Raw genomic sequence first — 19,755 nt, forward strand, 5'->3', positions numbered from 1 at the left:
TGGATCATGGCATTACCCCTCCTTACGGCAACATTTCCGACTGGTTTTTCCCTCCGGGCCGCCGCCCAGACCCCTGCACAATGACGGTCAATACGCCTCTGGAAGGGCAAGCCACGGCTCGCCTGCGTGCGCTCGCGCTGGCAACACTGGCACTGACCATTTGCGCCATCGGCATTTATTGTTGGCGTCTTGAGGTATCCACCACCCACCTGCAGCACGACACACAGCGTCAGGTCGAGCAGCGCGTCAGCACGCTCGCCGGTGCCGTCGCCGGGCAGACGGAAGCGATGATTCAGCTGGTGGATTTCGCGCTGCAACACCTGTGCGATGAATATGAAGACGGCCGTTCCATCGCCAATGATGCGCGCTCGATCTTTCATAATTTTTCAGCTGATACCGTGAAAAACATCGAGGTGATCGATGCTGATGGTTATCGGTCATGGTCGAGCAGCGGCGCGCCAACGCACACCTACCTTGGCGAGCGCGAGTATTTCCGGGTTTTGCGCAACAGCACGGACGATCAGCTGTTTATCAGCCACCCGGTTTGGGATCGCGCCACCGGAACATGGTTAATCCACCTGTCGCGCCCCATCCAGCGTCAGGGGAAATTTGTCGGAGTCATGGTGGTGGCGCTGTCGCCGCGCTACTTTGCCGATAGCCATAACAGCCTCGACCCGCACCCACAAAATGTGATTTCGCTGTTTCGTAGCGATGGTGCCTATCTGGCGCGCACCCCCAACCTGACCACCGCATTGGGTAAAACCGTACCCGCCAGCTAAGCCGTTTATCGGGCCGCACGCCCGCCAGCAAGGCATCTTCCACGCGGTGGCGGCCTTCGACCAGATCAAACGCATTTATGCCCGGCGCCGCGGCACGCACTATCCGATCGTGGTTACCGTTGGTATCGACGAAGCGGCCGCGCTGTTACCGGTGCAACAGGAAAGCCAGGACGGCTGGCAGCGGGCGCTGGCTTAAGCAGCGCGCTGGTACTTGCGCTGGCCAGCATTGTGTCGCTGTTGCTGTTACGTGCAGCGCGCCAGCAGCAGTTTCTGGCGGCGAGCGAAAAGCGCTACCGCTCGTTCTTCCAGAAGAACACCTCGGTCAAGCTGGTGATCAACCCGGCCAATGGCATGATCGTCGATGCCAACCCTGCCGCCGCGGCGTATTACGGCTATACACGCGAGCAGCTGCTGGGCATGGGCATGGCCAACATCGACTGTCTGCCGGTCGAGGCATTGTTGGCCGAAATGCACGCGGCGCAAACCGAGCAACGCACTTATTTCAATCTGCGCCACCGTCTGACCTCGGGTGAGGAGCGCGATGTCGAGGTGTATGCCGGTCCGGTAGAAATCGAAGGCAAGACCCTGATCTTCGCCATCATCCACGACGTGACCACGCGTCACGAGCTGGAGCGCCGCCTGTCGGCCAGCGAGGAGTTGCACCGCAGCCTGTTTCTGACCATCGCCGAAGGCGTGGTGGTGATCAACGGCGACGGCGAAATTACCTCGTGGAACAGCGCGGCCTTGAGCATTCTTGGTGTCAGCGCCGACGCATTGCAAACCCGCCGCTCAGTATTGCTGGATGCCAATGGCGAAGCGTTGGCGCCACACGATTACCCCTCGCGACAAGCGGCGCGCGGCGAGCATCTGACCCAGTGCGCTGTTTGGCGTAGCCAAGGCCGATGGCTCACGCACCTGGCTGCTGTGCAACAGCCGTCCGCTGCTGGCCGCCAGCCACGCCTATGCCGGTGTCGCGGTCTTGTCGTTTGCCGACATCACCCAATTGGTGGACGCGGAAGAATCGCTGCGGCTGGCTCAGTCGGTGTTCGAGGTGGCTGGCGAAGGCATCATGGTTACGAATGCCGAAAACCGCATCATCGCGGTCAATCCGGCCTTTAGCCTGCTAACCGGTTATGAACCGCATGACATCATCGGCCAGATGCCTTCCGTGCTGGCTTCCGGTCAGCACGATGCAGCGTTTTACGCCGAAATGTGGCACCACATCCAGCATGACGGCCATTGGGAAGGCGAGGTGTATAACCGCCGCAAAGACGGCAGCCTGTTTGTCGAGTGGCTGCGGATTACCGTGGTGCCAGAACGGCGGGGACATGGCCGCCGACATGTGGCGATGTTCAGCGACATCACCTCTCTCAAGCATGAGGCGGAAACGGTCTGGCGTCAGGCCAATTTTGACGACCTGACCGGGCTGGCCAATCGCAAGCGACTGGAAGACCGCCTGAAAAACGCCATCGCCCAGGGCTGCGCGCAAACAGGCCATCGTGGCACTGCTGTTTATCGATCTGGACCGCTTCAAGCCGGTCAATGACCAGTATGGCCATGCCACCGGCGATGCCCTGCTGCGTCAGGTGGCCCAGCGGCTGGAACACAGCTTGCGCGAAGAAGACACCATTGCCCGGCTGGGCGGCGATGAGTTTGTCGTGGTGCTGCCGGATCTTGAGCAAACCGACAGCCCGGCGGTGGTGGCGCAGAAGATTGTTTCGGTGCTGTCGCAGCCGTTCAAGATTGACGACAACCTCATCGATATTTCTTGCAGCATCGGGATCAGCGTATTCCCGGAAGACGCCAGCACGGCCGAGGCACTGATTGCCCGCGCCGATGCGGCGATGTATCAGGCCAAGCAGGCCGGGCGCGGCAACTGGCGTTGTGCCAGCCACGACACCACAGCTGGATGTGAGGACGTTCCGGCGTGAGCCGACCGCGACTCTGGCAGCGCCTTCAACAGGTTTTTCGGCCAACCTGACAAACCCGGCTCGGCACATGAGCCGGTATGGACTGTGCACTAAAATCGCCCAACACGGCGGGGACGTTGTACCCTAGCCGCTTATTATTGAAAGTCTCGCGAGTAAACATGGAACAAGCAATCAAACTGATCGGGGCAGCGCTCACGAAAAATGGCAAATACAAGATTTTTCTTGAGTCAGCCGACGGCAGCAACCAACCGATGGGCACCCGCGAGATTGATGCCGATGCCATCCGCCTGCTGTTTCCCGTCCCGCTGAATGACAAGGGCGATGCCAAGGAGCTGGAAAGCCGCCTGCATCAGGGGCTGCTCAACAGCAAGAACGCCAAGGCCATCAAAATCCTGCACGACCTGATCACCATCGACAAGATCGTGCGCATCAAGCGCGCCCATCTGGCCAACTATTAATCCACCATACCAGCCCGGAGCGGCTCGGGGCGTGATATGCCCCTCCTCCGTCCACCGGGCATGGTTTGCCATGCGCTAAAGCCCCCACGCAACACATCACCAGCACTCCCGCCACGTCCTGCCGGTTTCCCCTCTTGTTAATGTCATGATTAGCGGTTACGCTTATAAAATATAAATTTATATAATATTAGGAGTATGCACATGTTGCGCCCCGCTCTCGCTCTTGTTCTTGCCAGCTTCAGTGTGTCCGCCCGGCGGCCGATCCCGCTCCGGAAATCGCCCCGTTGCAAGACGCGGCCAATCGCCTGTTGCAGCGCTTGGGTACGGCACTGAAACAGGAAATGTCCACGCATGGCCCAGTCGCCGCCATTGGCGTGTGCAAGGATCTGGCGCCGCAACTAGCAGGTGAACTGTCGCGGGAAAACGGCTGGAAAGTCACCCGTGTCAGCCTCAAGGTGCGCAACCCGATGCTGGGCCTGCCGGATGCCTCGGGAACAGCAGCAATTGCTGAATTTCGATGCCCAAGCCAAGAACGGCGCCGCTCCCGCCAACCTGCAACACGCCGAAATCATCACCGCGCCGGGGCCGCTATCAGCGCTACGTCAAGGCCATTCCCATGCAACCGATGTGCCTGACCTGCCATGGCCCGGCCGAGCAGATTCCCACCGAAGTGCGGCAGGCATTGCAACGCAGTTATCCGCACGACAAGGCCACCGGTTATCAGCCGGGCATGATCCGTGGTGCGGTGTCGATCACCCGGCCGCTGCCGTAACGCCGGTTTCGGCCAACCTTGGGCCGTCTGACGGCCCGTTTCTGGAAATCACTCCATGCCCAAGCTTTCTCGCCGGATGAAATGGGCGGTGTTCTTGCTGCTGGCGCTGCTGTTTTACCTGTTTGTACTGCGCACCGATCCCAAGGTCAGCGCGCTCAATGACGTCATCGCCCAGCGTGGCAGTAGCGCGCTGCAGCACTACCCCTATCCTTTCCACGTAGTACGGGTAGAAGGCGACACCGCCTACCTCTCCACCCCGCGCTCGCCGGATGTCCCGGTGGTCAGCGTGATTGGCACGATCGAACCCAAACTGGCCGGGGCATCAGATAACGATCCGGACTTCATGGCCGCACAGGCGCGCATGGCCCGGGTACAAGGCGAAGCCCGCGCACTGGTGCTGTCGCAGCCCGGCATCAAACATGTGGAATGGGAGCTGGATCGCTCCCGGCTACTGGACCACGGCGTGATGCTGCCGCCAAGCCAGCCCTGATTGGGCAACCGGGCGTTGCCGTCACGCGACGTCCGGCCGCTGCCAGCCATAAAGTCCTCCCGCTTGGCGCGGTGGCAATGGTATGCTCCGCCTCCCGCGCCACTCGGTTGGCGCCATGACATCCTCAACGCCTGCGGCCAGCGCCGCTCCCGGAGACTGGACCCATGCCATGGACTGACAACGGCGCCCTGGCCGCGCCACTTCACGCTGGTGAGGCCAACATGCTGAACACCATGCCGCGCGTGCTGTCGCTCATCCCGCCGATGACACAGCTCAACACGCCCTACCCCTCTACCGCCTATCTCACCGGTTTTTTGCGCTCACGGCAGATCCCGGCCCAGCAAGCCGATCTGGCGCTGGCGCTGGTGTTGCGGTTGTTTTCCCCCGCGGGTTTGCAGGCCATGCACGCGCGTATCGACGCCATGCCGCACCAACAACGCAGTGCTCAGGTGCAGGAATTTATGGCGCAGTTTCCGCGCTATCTGGCGACCATCGGCCCGGTCATCGGCTTTCTGCAAGGGCGTGATTCCACCGTTGCACACCGCATCTGCAGCCGCCAGTTTTTGCCGGAAGGCAGCCGTTTTGCCTCGCTGGACGTGTATGTCGATCCGGATGACCCGGAAGGTGGCGACCCGCTGTCCGGGCCTTTGGTGCACTGGGCCAGCAGGACCGTGCCCGTCATCTGGCCACGCTCTATCTGAATGACCTTGCAGACGTGGTGCGCGAAGCGGTGGATGCGCGCTTCGAGTTTGTGCGTTATGCCGAATCGCTGGCCATGAGCCAGCCCACCTTCGAGCCACTGGCGCGCTGGCGGCACCGCCCACGCTGGTGGACGAGATGCTGCATCAGCTGACGCTGGAAACCGTCGAACAGCAGCAACCCGATCTGGTGTTGCTGTCGGTGCCATTTCCCGGCTCGGTCTACGCCGCCTTCCGTATCGCACAAAGCATCAAGACACGTTGGCCGAACATCAAAACAGCGCTGGGTGGCGGCTTCGTCAATACCGAACTGCGTGAGCTGAAAGAGCCACGCGTATTCGACTATTTCGACTTCGTCACGCTGGATGATGGCGAAAAACCGATTCTCGCCATTCTGGAACACCTGCAGGGCCAGCGTTCGGCCTCGCGGCTGGTGCGCACCTATCTGCGCGACAACGGCGAGGTGCGCTACGTCAACCTGATGGAGGCCAACATCCCGTTTGCCGAGGTGGGCACACCAACCGGGACGGCCTGCCGATCGACCGTTACCTGTCGCTGCTCGACATGCTCAACCCGATGCACCGACTGTGGTCGGACGGACGCTGGAACAAGCTGACCGTGGCGCACGGCTGCTACTGGAAGAAATGCAGCTTTTGCGACATCACGCTGGACTATATCTCGCGCTACGAAACCGCCACGGCCGCCACGCTGGTGGACCGCATCGAGGCCATCATTGCCGAAACCGGGCAAACCGGCTTTCACTTTGTTGACGAAGCCGCACCGCCCAAGATGCTTCGGGCGTTGGCCGAAGAACTGCTGCGCCGCAATGTGGCGATTTCGTGGTGGGGCAATATCCGTTTCGAAAAGTCCTTTACCCCGGAGCTGTGCCAGCTACTGGCCGACAGCGGCTGCATCGCCATTTCCGGCGGGCTGGAAGTGGCCTCGGACCGGCTGCTCAAGCTGATGAAAAAAGGCGTCTCGGTGGAACAGGTGGCGCGCGTCACCCACAGTTTTACCGAGGTGTTGCGTGCTGGTGCATGCCTACCTGATGTACGGCTTTCCCACGCAGACAGTGCAGGACACGGTGGATGCGCTGGAATACGTGCGCCAGTTATTTGATAACGGCTGTATCCAGTCCGGCTTCTTCCACCGCTTTGCCTGCACCGTGCATTCGCCGGTGGGGCAGCACCCGGAAGAATATGGCGTTACGCTACAATCCTTGCCGCCGGTGACCTTTGCCAAGAACGACGTCGGTTTCATCGATCCCACCGGCACCGATCACAACGCCATGGGCCGTGCGCTCAACAAGGCGCTATACAACTACATGCACGGCATCGGGCTGGATGAGGATGTACGGCGCTGGTTTAGCGGCCGCGTGCCACGCCCGCGTGTGCCGCGCCACTTCATCGCCCGCGCACTGGCCAGCTACTGATATCGCTGCGTTCGGCCAGAGCATGCTGGGGTGCCCGGGCTGACCACCTCGCTAGTTGGCCGAAAAAGCCCGCACGCTGGCTTGCGGCAGACAGAAAAAAGGCCAGCCGTCACCGGCTGGCCAATCAGAGAAACCCAACGCGGCTCTAGTTAAACGCCTGGCTAAAATCCCCGACATTGGCACGCACGCCCGGCAACGGCTGCAAGCGGAAACGGTGCGTCAGAAACTTGAGGATGGAGGTCGTATCGTAGACGGTATGATCCACATAGCCCTTCTTGGCATAGGGCGAAATGATCAGGGTTGGCACGCGTGTGCCCGGCCCCCAGCGGTCCCCCTTGGGCGGCGCCACATGGTCCCAGAAACCACCGTTTTCATCATAGGTAACGATGATGACGGTATGCGGCCACAGCTTGCTGGCGCGGATGCGCTTCACGATCTGGGCAATGTGGGCATCGCCCGACATCACATCGGTATAGCCCGGATGTTCGTTCAGATTGCCCTGCGGCTTGTAGAATGCCACTTGCGGCAGCGTCCCGGCATCAATCGCCGCGAGGAAATCTGCGCCATCTTTCAGGTGTTCTGCCCGCGCGGCCGTACCCGGTGCATAGTTGGCAAAATAGTTGAACGGCTGATGGTGCGGCTGGAAATTGACCTCGCCATCGTTATAGATCTTGCTGCGGTCTTGCAGCGCCGTCTTCCAGCCACCGGCATACCAGGCCCAGCTGATACCCTTGGCCGTGAGCCGGTCACCAATGGTGGGCAAACTTTGCGCCGGTAACGGATGCTTGGCCGGATCAGCCATGGTTGGGTCGCCCTCGGCCTTGGGCGGGATGCCGCTCGGCTGATACGGCGGTTGCGTGGTGTTGACCGCATAACCATCCGGCGTCACCGCGCCATCATGCAGTTTCACTGGCCCCTGCGCGGCAGAGGCGAATCGGCCTTGCGCAACAACCGGCCTTGCGCATCCACCTTGGCGCGCATGCTGTCCGGGGCCGACTGGAACTCTGGCGTACAGGCGCACACCAGCCACATGTGATTCAGGAACGAGCCACCAAACGCGCCCATGAAGAAATGATCGGCCAAGGTGTATTGCACGGCCAGTTGCCACATGGGCAGGCTCGAGCCGTCGTAATAGCCCATGGCCAGACCACCGGCATCCGACAGCGCGGCAAAACGGTCATTCTTGCCACCGTTGATCTGCTCCCGGTTCTGGTAAAAACGGTGCACCAGATCGCGGGTGGCAGAATTGAGCGGCTTGCCGATTGCGGCATCATCCAGCCGGAACGGTTGGTTCGGCAAAGCGGCCGGATAGGACGTATCTGGCTGCTCACCCTTTTTCCACACCGGGGGCAAGCTTGCCAACACCGGCCATTCAGGTCGGCCTGCGGCTGGTAATGCTTTAATGCCTGCGCAATCCCGTCGGCACCGGGGAACAGGCCGTACAGGTTGTCAAAACTACGGTTTTCTCCGTAGATGACGATCACGTGCTGAATCTTGTCGAGGTGGGAAGGACGCGCCTCGGCCGTGTGCCCCAGCGTTGTCAGCGCCAAGCCCAACAAAGGCAGCAAAACAGCCTTGTGCAAAGAGAGATGCATGATAGATTGACCCAAATGCAGGAATGGGAAACAGGCCTATCATGCCTTGGCAGTATGATCAGTTGATGACAGCATCCCATGCGGATAACAGCGCCCACACCATCGTCTCAATCTTGCCATCTGCCAGCGGTTTATCTGTTAGTAAGCAGAACAAATACCTGCGGCTCAGGTACACTTCGCATTAAAGAATCATTACCCAGACCGTATGACCCTCCGTCGCCTCCTCGATAGCGTTGTCACACGCCTGTTGCTTTTGGCGCTCTGCATTGTGACGCTTGGCACAGTCGCTCGCTATTACACGCTCACCCATTTCCTGCACGATGATCTGGGAAACGTGGTGGAAAGCCAGCAATTGGCGCTGGCCAGCTACATTGCCCACGATATCGATGAAAAAATCGTGCAACGGCAGACCATGCTGACACGCCTTGCCACGTCGCTGCCGGTAAACCTGCTCAGCGAGCCGGAACGTCTGCGCGCCCTGGTTGAAAGAACATTACAGCTACCAGCAGCTATTCTCCGCCGGGTTATTCGTGGTCGACAAAAACGGGGCGGTGATTGCCGACTATCCGGCGCTGCCGCGCCGTGCGCGCACCAATTACGCCAGCCGTGATTACGTACAGGCCGCACTGGCAGGCTATGTGCGTATTGGCCGCCCGGCCATGGGGCATACCGCCAACGAGCCAATACTACCCATGGCGGCGCCCATCGCCAGTGGTCAGGCACAACCACCGGCTGTGCTGGTAGGCGTCACCGCCCTGACTGCGCCGGGTTTCCTCGATGCCTTGCGCCACAGCCGGATTGGCGACAGCAGTGGCGGCTTCTTGCTGATTTCGCCCCAAGACAAATTGTTTGTTTCCTCCTCGTCACCGGACATGGAGCTAAAACCCACGCCAGCCCCCGGCGTCAATCCGCTGCATGATCGGGCCATGGCGGGCTTTCGCGGCACGGGTATCACCGTCAACGCACGGGGCGAGGAAGAAGTCTCGGCCATGGTTTCCGTGCCCAGCGTCGGCTGGTTTGTGGTGGCGCATTTGCCCAGCCGTGACGCGTTTGCCACCATCGGCCGCTTGCAGCACTTTCTGGTGAAAAACGCCATCATGGCGACCACGGCGTTTATGTTCCTGTCGGCGCTTGGGCTGTATTTTGTCTTTCGCCCGCTGTTCCACGCCGTGGATCGTGCCGAGCGCATGACCCGTGGCGATTTGCCGCTCGAACCCTTACCGGTGGGACGCCACGATGAAGTCGGCCATCTGCTCATGGCGTTCAACCGCCTGTTAAGCAAGTTAAACGACAATCAGGCCGAGCTAGCTTATCTGGCGCATCACGACAAACTCACCGGCCTGCCCAACCGGGCCTTGCTTGCCGACCGCCTGCACCAGCTGCTAGCTCAGGCCCAACGCAATAATCAGCACGTCGCCGTGTTGTTTCTCGACCTCGATGGCTTCAAGCAGATCAACGACAACCTTGGCCACGAAGCAGGCGATGAGGCATTACGACAAGTGGCCGACCGCTTTGCTCTGATCGTGCGTCAGGCGGATACCCCGGCTCGCATTGGCGGAGATGAGTTTGTCCTGCTGCTCAGCAGCCCGGGCGACAAGGCCGAGCAAGCCGCCAGCGTGGTCGCGGCAAAATGTATCGATACCCTGAAAACACCGGTCATGCTGGGCGATAGCGAATGCGTGGTAGGGGTGTCCATCGGCATCGCGCTGGGCGACGGTTTCAGCACCTCGGATAGCCTGCTACTGGCCGCCGACCAAGCCATGTATCAAGCCAAAAATGCCGGACGCGGCCGCTATGTGATCCACACGCTGGCGCCGTCTTCACAACCGGCCTGAGGTGGATATTTCGCCGCCTGATTGCCACACCGCCAGCCATGTCTGATTCTTTTCTGCGCGCCGAAGCCTTGTTTCAGCAAGGCAACCAGTTGATGGCCACTGGCGATGATGCCGCCGCGCTGCAGTGCTTTAGCCAAGCGCTGGTCTACGAGCCGGAGTTGGCCGAAGCCCACGCCAACCTTGGCTTTCTGCAGGCCAAAGCCTGTCTGCAAGAGGCCGAGCATAGCTACCGCCGGGCACTGGCGCTATTACCGCAGAACCTGCAGATCCATCTGAATCTGGGCGCGTTGCTGATGGAGAGTAAACGCTTTGACGAATCCGAAGCCATCTATCGGCACGCCTTGGCTTTTGCTCCGCAATCCGCCCCGCTGTGGTCAAATCTGGGCGTATTGCTCGCCTGCTGCAAACGCGAAGAGGAAGCCGAACACTGCTATCGCACCGCTCTGGCGTTGGACCCGGATTATGGCAAAGCCCGTTTCAACCTGAGCTATGTGCTGCTGCGGCAAGGCCGTTTTGACGAAGGCTGGCGCTATCTGGAAGCAAGGCATGATTACGGCGCCTTATCGCACCACTTCACTTTTCCGCGCTGGCAAGGTGAGGCGCTGACCGGTAAAACCGTGGTGATTGGCTTTGAGGCTGGCCATGGAGACATGATCCAGTTCTGCCGCTACGCCACACAACTCAAAGCCATGGGAGCGGCACGGGTTTCCATCATTTGCCATCCGGGGCTAAAAACGCTGTTTGCCACCTTGGCGGATGTCGATGAGGTACTGTCTTTTCACGATACCATCCCGCAATCCGGCTGGGATTACTGGACACCACCCCTCAGCCTGCCCGGGCTATGCCATACCCGCCCTGGACAGCATTCCGGCGGCCCTGCCCTATCTCGCCGCTGACCCGGCCAAGGCCCGCCAATGGCGCCTGCGCCTGACCGGCAGCATTAAGCACGTTGGTTTGGTCTGGAAGGGAAACCCGTTATTTGAGAATGATGCAGACCGCTCCTTGCCTGGTCTGAACTGCCTCGCCCCGCTATCGTCCGTTCCCGGCATACAGTTGGTCAGCCTGCAAAAAGGCGCGGGCGAAGACGAAGCCCTCCGCCCGCCAGCGGGGCTAAACGTGTTGCCGCTGGGCGCAGAGCTGCAAGATTTTGCCGACACGGCCGCGCTCATCAGCGCGCTCGATCTGGTCATTAGCGTCGATACCGCCGTCGCCCATCTGGCTAGGCTGCACTGGGTAAGCCTTGCTGGCTGCTGCTGCCGGACTATCGCACCGATTGGCGCTGGCTGACCGGACGCAGCGACTCGCCCTGGTACCCCGACGTGATGCGACTGTTCCGCCAGCCGGGAGGAGGATGGCACCCCGTCATCACTGAGTTGACGGGGTGCCTGCAGGACTGGGTAATGGCGGGTTAGCCCGCGTTCGGCCAACCCCGGTGATATCCCGTGCAAGCATGGGACGCCGAAAGCAAAGCCACGGTCTTCAGTCAGTGTAGCGTCAGAAACCCGCCGACCACGTTGCCAACAAAGAAGTCGTGCCTTTGGAATAAGACGCGTGTTGTTGCCAATAAGCAGTTAGCGCAACCTGCTGTGCCTTGCCAACATCATAAATTGCTCCCGCGTTGGCCATGGCAAGCATGTCACCCTTATGCCCCATCGGCATGTTGAAGCTGGTTACATTAGGAATGTTGCTGACACCAGTGTAATGATCCATCTTGTAGTGCAGATATTGCTGAACCCCAACCCCGACATTAGCCGTCCATTTATCCATCAGACGCAGCGAAATATCAGAACCGGCAATAACAGCAAAGCTGTCCTGCACCATTTTGTTATAGCTTACCGGCCAGATCGTCTGTGATGAGGTGTCTTCACTGTAGGCCCCCATTGCCATGCGAGTGGAACGCACTCCCACATAAGGGATCAGCGTCACACTCCCCGTCAATGGATCAACATAATTTAAGCGGAGGGAATAAGCTTGGCCGGTTAACGCACTCTTGCCTTGCCCATCTTCCGTTGTCGCCGATGCGAGGCGTTTGACCGTCAGATCACTGGATGAAAAAGCGGCAGAGCCTTGAACATTCAGACCATGGCCATCGGGGTTAAGCATCCAGTTGCCAAACAAGCCAAATGTCGGCTGAGTAAAACGTTGAGAGATGGTGCTGCTGCCCTTGGTATCCAGCGGCTGATCGACAAAGACACCCAGTCGTGTCTGGGACGTTGGACGATAAGCTAACGTTACCAGTCCGCCCTGATTGGCAATCGCGTCTTGGGCTGAATAACTGTACCGTCCCCCGGCACTGACACAAACATTGTTGACGTCAAAAACAGTGCAATCATAAGACAGTGCCGTTTGCAAAGCCGCCGCTTAAGTATTGATAACAGATAGCAGGCCGCTGGCATTACGGCGAACCTGTTGCAGGGTGTCGTCAGCAGCGGGCGTCAGGTCCAAGTACACCTGATTAGCATCGTAACCGAGCAGATAACCAAGGCGAGTCACACCAGCAAGGTTATTACTAAAGGTCGAGAATGTTCCTGAACGCCCTCCTGATGCCTCAATCAGGACATAACGGCCAATGGCATAGTTGCCCTGAGCCGCCGTCAGATCAAGCACACCATTAAGAGTCGCGGCACCGGCAATACTGACTTTCTGGAAAGCCCCGGGAGCTCCGGCCATTCTCAATGCCCCGGTACTACCTTGGGTATAACTACCACTGAAAGAAACGCCAGCCGGATTGGCATTTCGCAAATCCAGGATGCCGTTGTTGGTCACGGCCGAAGACGTGCTGATCGACGCATTATTACCCGTCAGGGCAAGAGTGGAACCCGCATTGATCGTTGTCGGGCCGGTATAGGTATTGGCAGCGGTTAAATTGAGAGTGCCGCCACCATCCACCACGACATCCCCAGCCATGGAGCCATCGGTAATCGGGCTACTCACCGTCAGCGTCGTGCCGGGAGCGACGCTAAATACCGGGTCGCCTGCAACGGAAACGGGGGTGCTGATGGTCATGTTTGCCGTCGTTCGTAATGTTGCCGGAGTGGTGGCTGACCCGACCAGAGCCAAGCCCCCCGTCCCTAACGAACGAGGATCTGAAATCCTGAGCACAGCCCCGGCATCGACCTCGGTTCCGCCGGAATACGTATTGACCCCAGAGAGGTCAACATAGCCTTGTCCGGCAGCGCCACTATTGATAATGGTTAATTTCCCGGGCACACCGGGTGCAAGGTCTTGAATGTCACCGGACCATGTTGACGTATTACCGTTCTGGTCAATGGTGCCGTTGCGACTGGAAACGGTGAAATCAGCGCTGACCGTTCCTGCCGCCGACACCTTTAGCGTACCACCATCAAACGCTGGATTTACCGTTGATCCCAAGCCAGAAGAATTGAGCGTGGCACCACTAGTGATATTAGTAGCAACCTGTTGTGGCACATAAGCATATACCACCGTGTCAGAGAGATCATACCAACCAGAAGCTGCACTACCGGAACATAAGTACTGTTATAGTGATTATCAATGTAGGTAACCGATGGTCCACCACACATTATATGCGTCAGCCCACACTCTACAGGATCATAGAATGGTGTTTGTGTTACCAGTCCTGCAGCAAAATAAGGGCTGAAACTGTCCCACCAATTGGGAAATCCCAATTGAGGCCCTAAAGACAAAGCCGCATCACCAGCAAAAGAGCTACTGCCATACCACGGCATATAGGTGGTATTAAAATATGAGGTATTACTATCGTAAGAGCCGGTAAAAGTAGAAACTGTGTAAGTTTGACCGTTAAAAGTCACCGTGGCCGCAGGGGAAAAACTTGCTGCACCAATCAGGATTAATGCCGTGAGCCATTTTAATTTTTGATGACGGAATGTTGATCTGAGCTTCATGGAGTTTCAGTGGGGGTAATAACTGTGTGTGGGAACAATCACTTTACGCAAAAACAATATTCGGAACAACCTAATTTCCAGATTAATTAGCCTAAATGCATCACAATCCGCCGATACTTCTTATCAACTCGCTCGCAAATAAAAACCAGTTAAAACCAATGCCGACATTTAATAGAAATTGCTTTTTAATTTAAATTTTTCTATTTTAATCTTGCTGCAACAAACAACGAGACACCGGTGGTTCACCCAGCTTCTGCACAAATCCCTTGCAAACTAGACGATCGGTCTATTAAAATCACCCCATGTCACGAGTCAGTCAGTTTTCCGATACGCGCGAGCACTTGTTAGCCACCGGTGAAGCCATCATCCTCGGCAAGGGGTTTGCGGCCGTAGGGTTGGCCGAAATCCTGGGTAGCGCGGGTGTGCCCAAGGGGTCGTTTTACCATTACTTCCGCTCCAAGGAAGGTTTTGGGGTAGAGCTGTTGCAGCGCTATTTCGAACACTACGACGCACGCTTGCAACAGCAGTTACAGCAAGGCGAAGGTAGCGCACGCGACCGGTTGCTGGCTTACTTTGATGGCTGGCTGGACACCCACAAATGCTGCGACGAGCAGTCGCAAAGTTGTCTGGCCATCAAACTCGCGGCGGAGGTGTCCGACTTGTCCGAACCGATGCGTGAAGCGCTGGCTGAGGGCATGGGTCGCGTGGTGCAACGGCTGGCCGATTGCATCCGCCGGGGCAGCAACAAGGTTCGCTTTGCACCCAGCTGCCCGCCGACGAAACCGCCAGCGCGCTGTACAGTTTGTGGGTAGGCAGCGCGTTGTTGTTCAAGGTGCATCACAGCCGGGCACCGATGCAGGTGGTGCAGGCACAAACCCGGGCACTGCTGAAGATGCCGCAGTAATACGCAATTTAGCCAAACAAGACCGTCATGGCCGACGGTTTTTTTTGCAACAGAAACTAGACGACTGGTCTACTTATTTTCGGTCTAGTCTTGAACCAGAAAATAGCCAGTCGCTGGCCGCAACCCTGACACGATCTTTCCGGACATCCGGCTTTGCCTTTCCTTACAGGAGACCACGATGAACGCTGACAAATTATTTACCCCGCTCAAGGTAGGTGCTGTCACCCTGAAAAACCGCATCGTCATGGCGCCGCTTACCCGCCTGCGCAATACCGAACCGGGTGACGTGCCGACCGCTCTGGCGGTGGAGTATTACACCCAGCGCGCCAGTGGCGGCTTGCTGATTGCCGAGGGTACGCACATTTCCCCCACGGCCAAAGGCTATCTTAAGCGCGCCCGGCATTTACAGTGAAGCGCAGGTACAAGCCCTGGAAAGCGGTGAATGATTCGGTACACGCTGCCGGTGGCTTGATGGCGCTGCAGTTGTGGCATACCGGCCGCATTTCTCACCGTTCGCTGCAACCCGATGGTGAAGCGCCGGTTGCCCCTTCTGCCATCAAGGCCGACAGCAACACCAACGTGCGCCAGCCGGATGGCAGCTTGGCTCGCGTGCCTTGCGATACCCCGCGCGCGCTGGAAAGCGCCGAGATCGAAGACCTGATCGAAGACTACCGCCGCGCCACCGATAATGCGCGTCGCGCCCTTTGACCTGGTGGAAATCCATGCCGCGCATGGCTACTTGCTGCATCAGTTCCTGTCGCCGGAAGCCAACCATCGCACCGACGCCTACGGCGGCAGCATCGAAAACCGCGCACGTCTGGTGCTGGAAGTGGTGGATGCCATCGTGGCGGAATGGGATGCCGATCATGTTGGTATCCGCATTTCACCGCTAGGCATCTTCAACGGCCTCTCCGATGTCGGTCAGGAAGAGATGGCGTATTACCCGGTGGAACAGCTGGCCAAGCGCAAGCTGGCGTTCCTGCATATTTCCGAACCGGACTGGGCGGGTGGCCCAGCCTTTACCGAAGCCTTCCGCGCCGCCGTACGTCAGCGCTATCCGGGCGTCATCATCGGTGCCGGTGGCTATACTGCCGAGAAAGCGGAAACCCTGATCGGCAAGGGCTATATCGATGCCGCTGCCTTTGGCCGCAGCTATATCGCCAACTCGGACCTGGCCGAGCGCCTGCGCCGCAATGCGCCGCTCAACGAGCCGGATTTCGCCACGTTCTATGGCGGCGATGCCAAGGGGTATACCGACTACCCAACGCTGGAACAGGCGGGCAACTAACCTGCCGTCTGCCACGGCTTAAGCCATCACGCTTACCGTGTTTTGCTTACACGGCCACCTTCGATCAAGGTGGCCGGTATTCAGGAGCTCATCATGCCCAACGTACTGTTTGTTCTGACCAGCCATAACCGGCTGGGTGACACCGGCCAGCCGACCGGTTTCTGGATTGAAGAATTTGCCGCGCCCTACTATCGGCTGGCTGATCAGGGTGTAACGATCACGCTGGCCTCGCCTCAGGGCGGCCAGCCGCCGATCGACCCGAAAAGCGCTCTGCCGGATTTCCAAACGCCCGCCACCGAGCGCTTCAATCATGACAGCGCTCTGCAAGCTAAACTGGCCGCCACCTTGAAGCTGGCCGAGGTCAACGCCAACGACTTCGATGCCGTGTTTTACCCCGGCGGCCACGGCCCGCTGTGGGATCTGGTGGATAACCCGCACTCCATCGCCCTCATTGATGCCTTTGTCCGCGCCGACAAACCGGTTGGGGCGGTCTGCCATGCCTCGGCCGCGTTGATTCATGCCCATCAGGCGGACGGTAAACCGCTGGTGGCTAATGCAAGCGCGTGACCGGCTTTTCCAACAGCGAAGAAGACGCGGTACAGCTAACGCAGGTAGTGCCGCTGCTGGTGGAAGATGCACTCAAGGCGCAGCAGGGCATCTATGAAAAAGGGCCGGATTGGGGGCCGTTTGTACTACAGGATGGACGACTGGTTACCGGCCAGAATCCGGCTTCGTCCGAAGGCGTGGCCGACAAGCTGCTGGCCATGTTGGCCGAACAGTGACCGGACAAGCCACAACGGCCTGAAACCGGCCGCCAGATCATCGGCAAACCGTTGGCAAAACTGGCTGTACCGGGGCGCTTCTGGTAAATTTACAGGCTTTGCTGCGGCGAAGCCTGACTTCCGCCACGCTGTGCCGGGTGAGACCGATCCCGTGTGCGCAACAGCAGCCTAAACCTCCCTGACCTCGACTGTTTCTCGAGACGGATGCCGATGATGAAATCGCAAGAAAAAGCCCGGTAGTCCTGTCCGGCGGACAAGACTCCACCACCTGCCTGTATTGGGCGCTACAAAAATTTGGCGCCGGTAACGTGCAGGCGGTCACCTTTGATTATGGCCAGCGCCACCGTGTGGAACTGGAAAGCGCGCGCACCATCGCCGCCATGGCAGGTGTCCCGCAAACCGTGCTGCCGATCGATACCTTTGCCGCCATTGGCGGTAATGCGCTGACGGACGACGACATCGATCCGGAAAGCGGCGCACAGAACGGCGCAGCGCTGCCCAATACCTTTGTACCGGGCCGCAACCTGATTTTCCTGACCTTTGCCGCCGCGCTGGCCTACACCCGTGGCATCCGTCATCTGGTCACCGGCGTGGCGCAAACCGACTATTCCGGCTACCCGGATTGCCGCGAAAACACCCTCAAGGCGCTGGAGTTGTCGCTGCGCCTCGGCATGGACAGCCGGGTGGAACTGCACACGCCGCTGATGTATCTGAGCAAGGCTGAAACCGTCAAGTTGGCCGAACAGGTGGGCGCCATGGAGGCGCTGGCCTACAGCCACACCTGCTACAACGGTGAACAGCCGCCGTGCGGCCACTGCGCCGCCTGCCTGCTGCGCGCCAAGGGCTTTGCCGAAGCGGGCGTGGCCGACCCGCTGGTCGAACGCTGCAAGGGAGCCTGATATGCACGCTGCTTACGTACTGGCGGCGGCCGGTTTTGAAGCCGCGCGCCGCGTGGAACAGGCGTCCGGCCCGCAAGCCAATTTGCATGGTCACAGCTTTCATGTGCTGGCCCGCGCCGATGTCACCCATACCGATGGCGATTCGCTGAAAGCCGCGTTGGCCGAAGCGGTGGCGCCATTCAACTATGCCGATCTGAACAGCCGTCTGGCGGATACCGATGATCTGGCCATCGCCCACTCGCTGGCGGCCACACTGTCCAGCCCGGTGGCGGTGGCGCTGCGCAGCGCGCCTGACCGTGGCGTCACGGTGGAAAACGGCAGCGCCTACGTGTGGATTCACGTGCACTTCGAGGCCGCCCACCAACTGCCGCAAGTGCCAGTTGGCCACAAGTGCGGCCGCCTGCACGGCCACAGCTTTGCCGTGCGGCTGGTGGCCGATGCGGCGCATGCCAGCCATGCCGATCTGCAAGCCGCCCGGGCACCGCTGTATGCCCGCCTCAACCACCGTTACCTCAACGAGATGGAAGGGCTGGCCAACCCCACCAGCGAAGTCATCGCCCACTGGCTGTATAACGAACTTTCGGCCAACCTTAACGGCCTCAAATGGGTGGAAGTGCGCGAAACCCATACCGCTGGCAGCCAGTACGACGGCGAACGCTTCCGTATCTGGAAAGAGCAGACATTTGAAAGCGCCGTGCCGTTTGACGACGCTTAAGCCACTACACCGGCCACAGTTATCTGATGCGGCTGATGCTGACCGGCAAACTGGATCACACCATGGGCTGGGTACTGGATTTTGGCGACGTGAAAGACCGTTTCAAACCGGTATACCGCCAACTGGACCACAACCCGCTCGACCGCCTGACCGGCATCCGCAACGGCGACAGCCAGTCGGTAGCCGAATGGGTCCATGCGCACCTGTCACCACTGTTGCCGGAACTGACACGCATCGACCTGATGGAACACGACAACCGCGGCGTGTCGCTGATGTTCCACGACGACATGCGCTGGCCGCTGCTGTAAGGACGCCACGCCATGTATACCGTCAAGGAAATCTTCTACACGCTGCAAGGCGAAGGCCGTCAGGCCGGACGCGCCTCGGTATTCTGCCGCTTTGCTTACTGCAACCTGTGGAACGGGCTGGAACGCGACCGCGATCAGGCCATCTGCCAGTTTTGCGATACCGATTTCATCGGCACTGGCCCGGATGGCGGCAAGTTTGCCAGCGCCACCATGTTGGCCGAACGCATTGCCAGCGAATGGCCGCAAAATGCTGGTGGCACACCCTACGTGGTGTTTACCGGCGGCGAACCGCTGCTGCAACTGGATACACCGCTGATCGACGCCTTGCATGAACGCGGGTTCGAGATTGCCGTGGAAACCAACGGCACCATCTCCGCGCTTAAGCAGGCATCGACTGGATTTGTGTCAGCCCCAAGGCGCACCGCTGCAACAAACCTCCGGTCAGGAACTGAAGCTGGTCTATCCACAAGCCACGCAACTGCCGGAAACGGTAGCGCACTTGTCGTTCGAGCACTTTTACCTACAGCCGATGGATGGCCCGCAGCGCGCCGCCAACACCCAGGCCGCCATCGCCTACTGTCTGGCCCACCCGCGCTGGAAACTATCGCTGCAAAGCCATAAAGTGATCAACATTCGTTGAACTTTGCCGCGCGCCAGCCAGACCAATCGCCATGGATACGCGCTTATCCCTTCTTGAGGAACTTAACATGTCCACCTCCAAACAACTGATTGCCTCCGCGCTCGGTGCTGTCGTCGCCATGGGGACACTGGCCCCGGCCACGGTCCATGCTGGCGAAAAGGAAAAATGCTACGGCATCGCCAAGGCAGGCAAAAACGACTGTGCTTCCGCCACCGGCGTCCACTCTTGTGCCGCCCAAGCCAAGGCTGACCACGATCTGGGTGACTGGAAGTTTGTTGCCAAAGGCAGTTGCGAAAAACTGGGCGGCTCGCTGCAACCCAAGAAATAAGCCACGCCAGCCCGCGC

Annotated in this window: 31 protein-coding genes and 2 pseudogenes; 28 read left to right on the forward strand and 5 right to left on the reverse strand. The window is 59.2% G+C overall.

What is annotated here, in order from left to right; genetic code table 11:
* The first annotated feature begins 80 nt into the window (after positions 1-80).
* The 14 genes from GKE73_RS04545 to GKE73_RS04605 all read left to right on the forward strand — a co-directional run bounded on the left by GKE73_RS04545 (position 81) and on the right by GKE73_RS04605 (position 6,560).
* Positions 81-779, forward strand: coding sequence for a PDC sensor domain-containing protein (locus tag GKE73_RS04545; RefSeq protein ID WP_230369253.1), 699 nt, complete (start codon positions 81-83; stop codon positions 777-779).
* A 46-nt stretch (positions 780-825) separates the two neighbouring features.
* Complete coding sequence (locus tag GKE73_RS04550) at positions 826-975, forward strand: PDC sensor domain-containing protein (RefSeq protein WP_230369254.1); 150 nt, start codon at positions 826-828, stop codon at positions 973-975.
* Positions 976-1,007: 32 nt separating this feature from the next.
* Complete coding sequence (locus GKE73_RS04555) at positions 1,008-1,898, forward strand: PAS domain-containing protein (RefSeq protein WP_230369255.1); 891 nt, start codon at positions 1,008-1,010, stop codon at positions 1,896-1,898.
* The gene (locus GKE73_RS04560) at positions 1,849-2,325 is read left to right on the forward strand and encodes a PAS domain S-box protein (protein ID WP_230369256.1); all 477 of its coding nucleotides are present in this window, start codon (positions 1,849-1,851) and stop codon (positions 2,323-2,325) included. Before GKE73_RS04555 ends, GKE73_RS04560 begins: the two co-directional genes overlap by 50 nt.
* The gene (locus tag GKE73_RS04565; RefSeq protein ID WP_230369257.1) at positions 2,279-2,710 is read left to right on the forward strand and encodes a diguanylate cyclase domain-containing protein; all 432 of its coding nucleotides are present in this window, start codon (positions 2,279-2,281) and stop codon (positions 2,708-2,710) included. Before GKE73_RS04560 ends, GKE73_RS04565 begins: the two co-directional genes overlap by 47 nt.
* A 158-nt stretch (positions 2,711-2,868) precedes the next feature.
* Positions 2,869-3,168, forward strand: coding sequence for a hypothetical protein (locus GKE73_RS04570; protein WP_230369258.1), 300 nt, complete (start codon positions 2,869-2,871; stop codon positions 3,166-3,168).
* 284 nt (positions 3,169-3,452) lie between these two features.
* Complete coding sequence (locus GKE73_RS04575; protein WP_230369259.1) at positions 3,453-3,803, forward strand: hypothetical protein; 351 nt, start codon at positions 3,453-3,455, stop codon at positions 3,801-3,803.
* Positions 3,785-3,940: a c-type heme family protein gene (locus GKE73_RS04580; protein WP_230369260.1), complete on the forward strand. Its 156-nt coding sequence runs from the start codon at positions 3,785-3,787 to the stop codon at positions 3,938-3,940. Before GKE73_RS04575 ends, GKE73_RS04580 begins: the two co-directional genes overlap by 19 nt.
* Positions 3,941-3,995: 55 nt before the next feature.
* The gene (locus tag GKE73_RS04585) at positions 3,996-4,430 is read left to right on the forward strand and encodes a hypothetical protein (protein WP_230369261.1); all 435 of its coding nucleotides are present in this window, start codon (positions 3,996-3,998) and stop codon (positions 4,428-4,430) included.
* Between the two features lie 164 nt (positions 4,431-4,594).
* Positions 4,595-5,131: a hypothetical protein gene (locus GKE73_RS04590; RefSeq protein WP_230369262.1), complete on the forward strand. Its 537-nt coding sequence runs from the start codon at positions 4,595-4,597 to the stop codon at positions 5,129-5,131.
* A 17-nt stretch (positions 5,132-5,148) separates the two neighbouring features.
* Positions 5,149-5,283 (forward strand): hypothetical protein, encoded by a 135-nt coding sequence (locus GKE73_RS22505; RefSeq protein WP_280954764.1) that lies wholly within the window; start codon positions 5,149-5,151, stop codon positions 5,281-5,283.
* Entirely contained in the window at positions 5,268-5,744 is a 477-nt protein-coding gene (locus tag GKE73_RS04595) for a radical SAM protein (RefSeq protein ID WP_230369263.1), read from the forward strand. Before GKE73_RS22505 ends, GKE73_RS04595 begins: the two co-directional genes overlap by 16 nt.
* A complete protein-coding gene (locus GKE73_RS04600) occupies positions 5,693-6,247 on the forward strand; it encodes a radical SAM protein (RefSeq protein WP_230369264.1) in 555 nt (184 codons plus the stop codon). The genes GKE73_RS04595 and GKE73_RS04600 overlap by 52 nt, the downstream gene beginning before the upstream one ends.
* Positions 6,213-6,560 carry a hypothetical protein gene (locus GKE73_RS04605; RefSeq protein ID WP_230369265.1) on the forward strand — a complete coding sequence of 116 codons (348 nt, stop codon included), beginning with the start codon at positions 6,213-6,215 and terminating at the stop codon, positions 6,558-6,560. The genes GKE73_RS04600 and GKE73_RS04605 overlap by 35 nt, the downstream gene beginning before the upstream one ends.
* A gap of 145 nt (positions 6,561-6,705) precedes the next feature.
* Here GKE73_RS04605 and acpA read toward each other — a convergent pair whose 3' ends face one another.
* The 3 genes and pseudogenes from acpA to GKE73_RS22510 form a co-directional block, all read right to left on the reverse strand.
* Positions 6,706-7,470, reverse strand: coding sequence for an acid phosphatase (gene acpA / locus GKE73_RS04610; protein WP_230369266.1), 765 nt, complete (start codon positions 7,468-7,470; stop codon positions 6,706-6,708).
* Positions 7,467-7,922, reverse strand: a complete 456-nt coding sequence (locus GKE73_RS04615) for an alkaline phosphatase family protein (protein ID WP_280954765.1) — start codon at positions 7,920-7,922, stop codon at positions 7,467-7,469. Before GKE73_RS04615 ends, acpA begins: the two co-directional genes overlap by 4 nt.
* A gap of 74 nt (positions 7,923-7,996) precedes the next feature.
* A pseudogene (locus GKE73_RS22510) lies at positions 7,997-8,155 on the reverse strand (hypothetical protein); the annotation flags it as partial.
* 253 nt (positions 8,156-8,408) lie between these two features.
* Here GKE73_RS22510 and GKE73_RS04620 point away from each other — a divergent pair.
* The 4 genes from GKE73_RS04620 (at position 8,409) to GKE73_RS04635 (ending at position 11,277) form a co-directional block, all read left to right on the forward strand.
* On the forward strand, positions 8,409-8,765 hold the full coding sequence (locus GKE73_RS04620) for a hypothetical protein (RefSeq protein ID WP_230369267.1): 357 nt from the start codon (positions 8,409-8,411) through the stop codon (positions 8,763-8,765).
* Positions 8,686-9,990, forward strand: a complete 1,305-nt coding sequence (locus tag GKE73_RS24535) for a diguanylate cyclase domain-containing protein (RefSeq protein ID WP_230369268.1) — start codon at positions 8,686-8,688, stop codon at positions 9,988-9,990. Before GKE73_RS04620 ends, GKE73_RS24535 begins: the two co-directional genes overlap by 80 nt.
* Positions 9,991-10,028: 38 nt before the next feature.
* Entirely contained in the window at positions 10,029-10,886 is an 858-nt protein-coding gene (locus GKE73_RS04630) for a tetratricopeptide repeat protein (RefSeq protein ID WP_230369269.1), read from the forward strand.
* A gap of 106 nt (positions 10,887-10,992) precedes the next feature.
* Positions 10,993-11,277, forward strand: coding sequence for a hypothetical protein (locus tag GKE73_RS04635; protein WP_230369270.1), 285 nt, complete (start codon positions 10,993-10,995; stop codon positions 11,275-11,277).
* Positions 11,278-11,484: 207 nt separating this feature from the next.
* Here GKE73_RS04635 and GKE73_RS04640 read toward each other — a convergent pair whose 3' ends face one another.
* Together GKE73_RS04640 and GKE73_RS04645 are read right to left on the reverse strand one after the other, a co-directional pair.
* A complete protein-coding gene (locus GKE73_RS04640) occupies positions 11,485-12,342 on the reverse strand; it encodes an autotransporter outer membrane beta-barrel domain-containing protein (protein ID WP_230369271.1) in 858 nt (285 codons plus the stop codon).
* Positions 12,343-12,351: 9 nt separating this feature from the next.
* Entirely contained in the window at positions 12,352-13,419 is a 1,068-nt protein-coding gene (locus tag GKE73_RS04645) for an autotransporter-associated beta strand repeat-containing protein (protein WP_230369272.1), read from the reverse strand.
* A 757-nt stretch (positions 13,420-14,176) separates the two neighbouring features.
* Between GKE73_RS04645 and GKE73_RS04650 the strand changes: the two genes are divergently transcribed.
* From GKE73_RS04650 to GKE73_RS04695, 10 genes and pseudogenes are all read left to right on the forward strand, one after another.
* Entirely contained in the window at positions 14,177-14,686 is a 510-nt protein-coding gene (locus GKE73_RS04650; protein WP_230369273.1) for a TetR/AcrR family transcriptional regulator, read from the forward strand.
* Positions 14,687-14,956: 270 nt separating this feature from the next.
* Positions 14,957-15,190, forward strand: coding sequence for an oxidoreductase (locus GKE73_RS22515; RefSeq protein ID WP_280954766.1), 234 nt, complete (start codon positions 14,957-14,959; stop codon positions 15,188-15,190).
* Between the two features lie 59 nt (positions 15,191-15,249).
* A pseudogene (nemA, locus tag GKE73_RS04655) lies at positions 15,250-16,066 on the forward strand (N-ethylmaleimide reductase).
* A gap of 93 nt (positions 16,067-16,159) precedes the next feature.
* A complete protein-coding gene (locus tag GKE73_RS04660; protein WP_230369274.1) occupies positions 16,160-16,633 on the forward strand; it encodes a type 1 glutamine amidotransferase domain-containing protein in 474 nt (157 codons plus the stop codon).
* Entirely contained in the window at positions 16,630-16,848 is a 219-nt protein-coding gene (locus tag GKE73_RS04665) for a type 1 glutamine amidotransferase family protein (RefSeq protein ID WP_230369275.1), read from the forward strand. Before GKE73_RS04660 ends, GKE73_RS04665 begins: the two co-directional genes overlap by 4 nt.
* Positions 16,849-17,066: 218 nt before the next feature.
* Positions 17,067-17,747, forward strand: coding sequence for a 7-cyano-7-deazaguanine synthase QueC (gene queC, locus GKE73_RS04670; RefSeq protein ID WP_230371398.1), 681 nt, complete (start codon positions 17,067-17,069; stop codon positions 17,745-17,747).
* Position 17,748: 1 nt separating this feature from the next.
* Positions 17,749-18,462 carry a 6-pyruvoyl trahydropterin synthase family protein gene (locus GKE73_RS26460; protein WP_245393819.1) on the forward strand — a complete coding sequence of 238 codons (714 nt, stop codon included), beginning with the start codon at positions 17,749-17,751 and terminating at the stop codon, positions 18,460-18,462.
* 26 nt (positions 18,463-18,488) lie between these two features.
* Positions 18,489-18,770: a 6-pyruvoyl trahydropterin synthase family protein gene (locus GKE73_RS04685; RefSeq protein WP_230369276.1), complete on the forward strand. Its 282-nt coding sequence runs from the start codon at positions 18,489-18,491 to the stop codon at positions 18,768-18,770.
* 12 nt (positions 18,771-18,782) lie between these two features.
* A complete protein-coding gene (locus GKE73_RS04690; RefSeq protein WP_230369277.1) occupies positions 18,783-19,391 on the forward strand; it encodes a radical SAM protein in 609 nt (202 codons plus the stop codon).
* An 86-nt stretch (positions 19,392-19,477) separates the two neighbouring features.
* On the forward strand, positions 19,478-19,738 hold the full coding sequence (locus GKE73_RS04695; protein ID WP_230369278.1) for a BufA1 family periplasmic bufferin-type metallophore: 261 nt from the start codon (positions 19,478-19,480) through the stop codon (positions 19,736-19,738).
* Positions 19,739-19,755: the final 17 nt, after the last annotated feature.

Source organism: Paludibacterium denitrificans, from assembly GCF_009707705.1.
In the GTDB taxonomy this organism is placed as follows: Bacteria; Pseudomonadota; Gammaproteobacteria; order Burkholderiales; family Chromobacteriaceae; genus Paludibacterium_A; species Paludibacterium_A denitrificans.

Coding starts and splice junctions, on each gene's coding strand:
- GKE73_RS04650 (WP_230369273.1), top strand. CDS start 14,177: ATGTCACGAGTCAGTCAGTTTTCCGATACGCGCGAGCACTTGTTAGCC.
- GKE73_RS22515 (WP_280954766.1), top strand. CDS start 14,957: ATGAACGCTGACAAATTATTTACCCCGCTCAAGGTAGGTGCTGTCACC.
- GKE73_RS04580 (WP_230369260.1), top strand. CDS start 3,785: ATGCAACCGATGTGCCTGACCTGCCATGGCCCGGCCGAGCAGATTCCC.
- GKE73_RS04590 (WP_230369262.1), top strand. CDS start 4,595: ATGCCATGGACTGACAACGGCGCCCTGGCCGCGCCACTTCACGCTGGT.
- GKE73_RS04630 (WP_230369269.1), top strand. CDS start 10,029: ATGTCTGATTCTTTTCTGCGCGCCGAAGCCTTGTTTCAGCAAGGCAAC.
- GKE73_RS04685 (WP_230369276.1), top strand. CDS start 18,489: ATGCGGCTGATGCTGACCGGCAAACTGGATCACACCATGGGCTGGGTA.
- GKE73_RS04585 (WP_230369261.1), top strand. CDS start 3,996: ATGCCCAAGCTTTCTCGCCGGATGAAATGGGCGGTGTTCTTGCTGCTG.
- GKE73_RS04690 (WP_230369277.1), top strand. CDS start 18,783: ATGTATACCGTCAAGGAAATCTTCTACACGCTGCAAGGCGAAGGCCGT.
- GKE73_RS04560 (WP_230369256.1), top strand. CDS start 1,849: ATGGTTACGAATGCCGAAAACCGCATCATCGCGGTCAATCCGGCCTTT.
- GKE73_RS04600 (WP_230369264.1), top strand. CDS start 5,693: ATGCTCAACCCGATGCACCGACTGTGGTCGGACGGACGCTGGAACAAG.
- GKE73_RS04545 (WP_230369253.1), top strand. CDS start 81: ATGACGGTCAATACGCCTCTGGAAGGGCAAGCCACGGCTCGCCTGCGT.
- GKE73_RS04595 (WP_230369263.1), top strand. CDS start 5,268: ATGCTGCATCAGCTGACGCTGGAAACCGTCGAACAGCAGCAACCCGAT.
- GKE73_RS04570 (WP_230369258.1), top strand. CDS start 2,869: ATGGAACAAGCAATCAAACTGATCGGGGCAGCGCTCACGAAAAATGGC.
- GKE73_RS04695 (WP_230369278.1), top strand. CDS start 19,478: ATGTCCACCTCCAAACAACTGATTGCCTCCGCGCTCGGTGCTGTCGTC.
- GKE73_RS26460 (WP_245393819.1), top strand. CDS start 17,749: ATGCACGCTGCTTACGTACTGGCGGCGGCCGGTTTTGAAGCCGCGCGC.
- GKE73_RS04660 (WP_230369274.1), top strand. CDS start 16,160: ATGCCCAACGTACTGTTTGTTCTGACCAGCCATAACCGGCTGGGTGAC.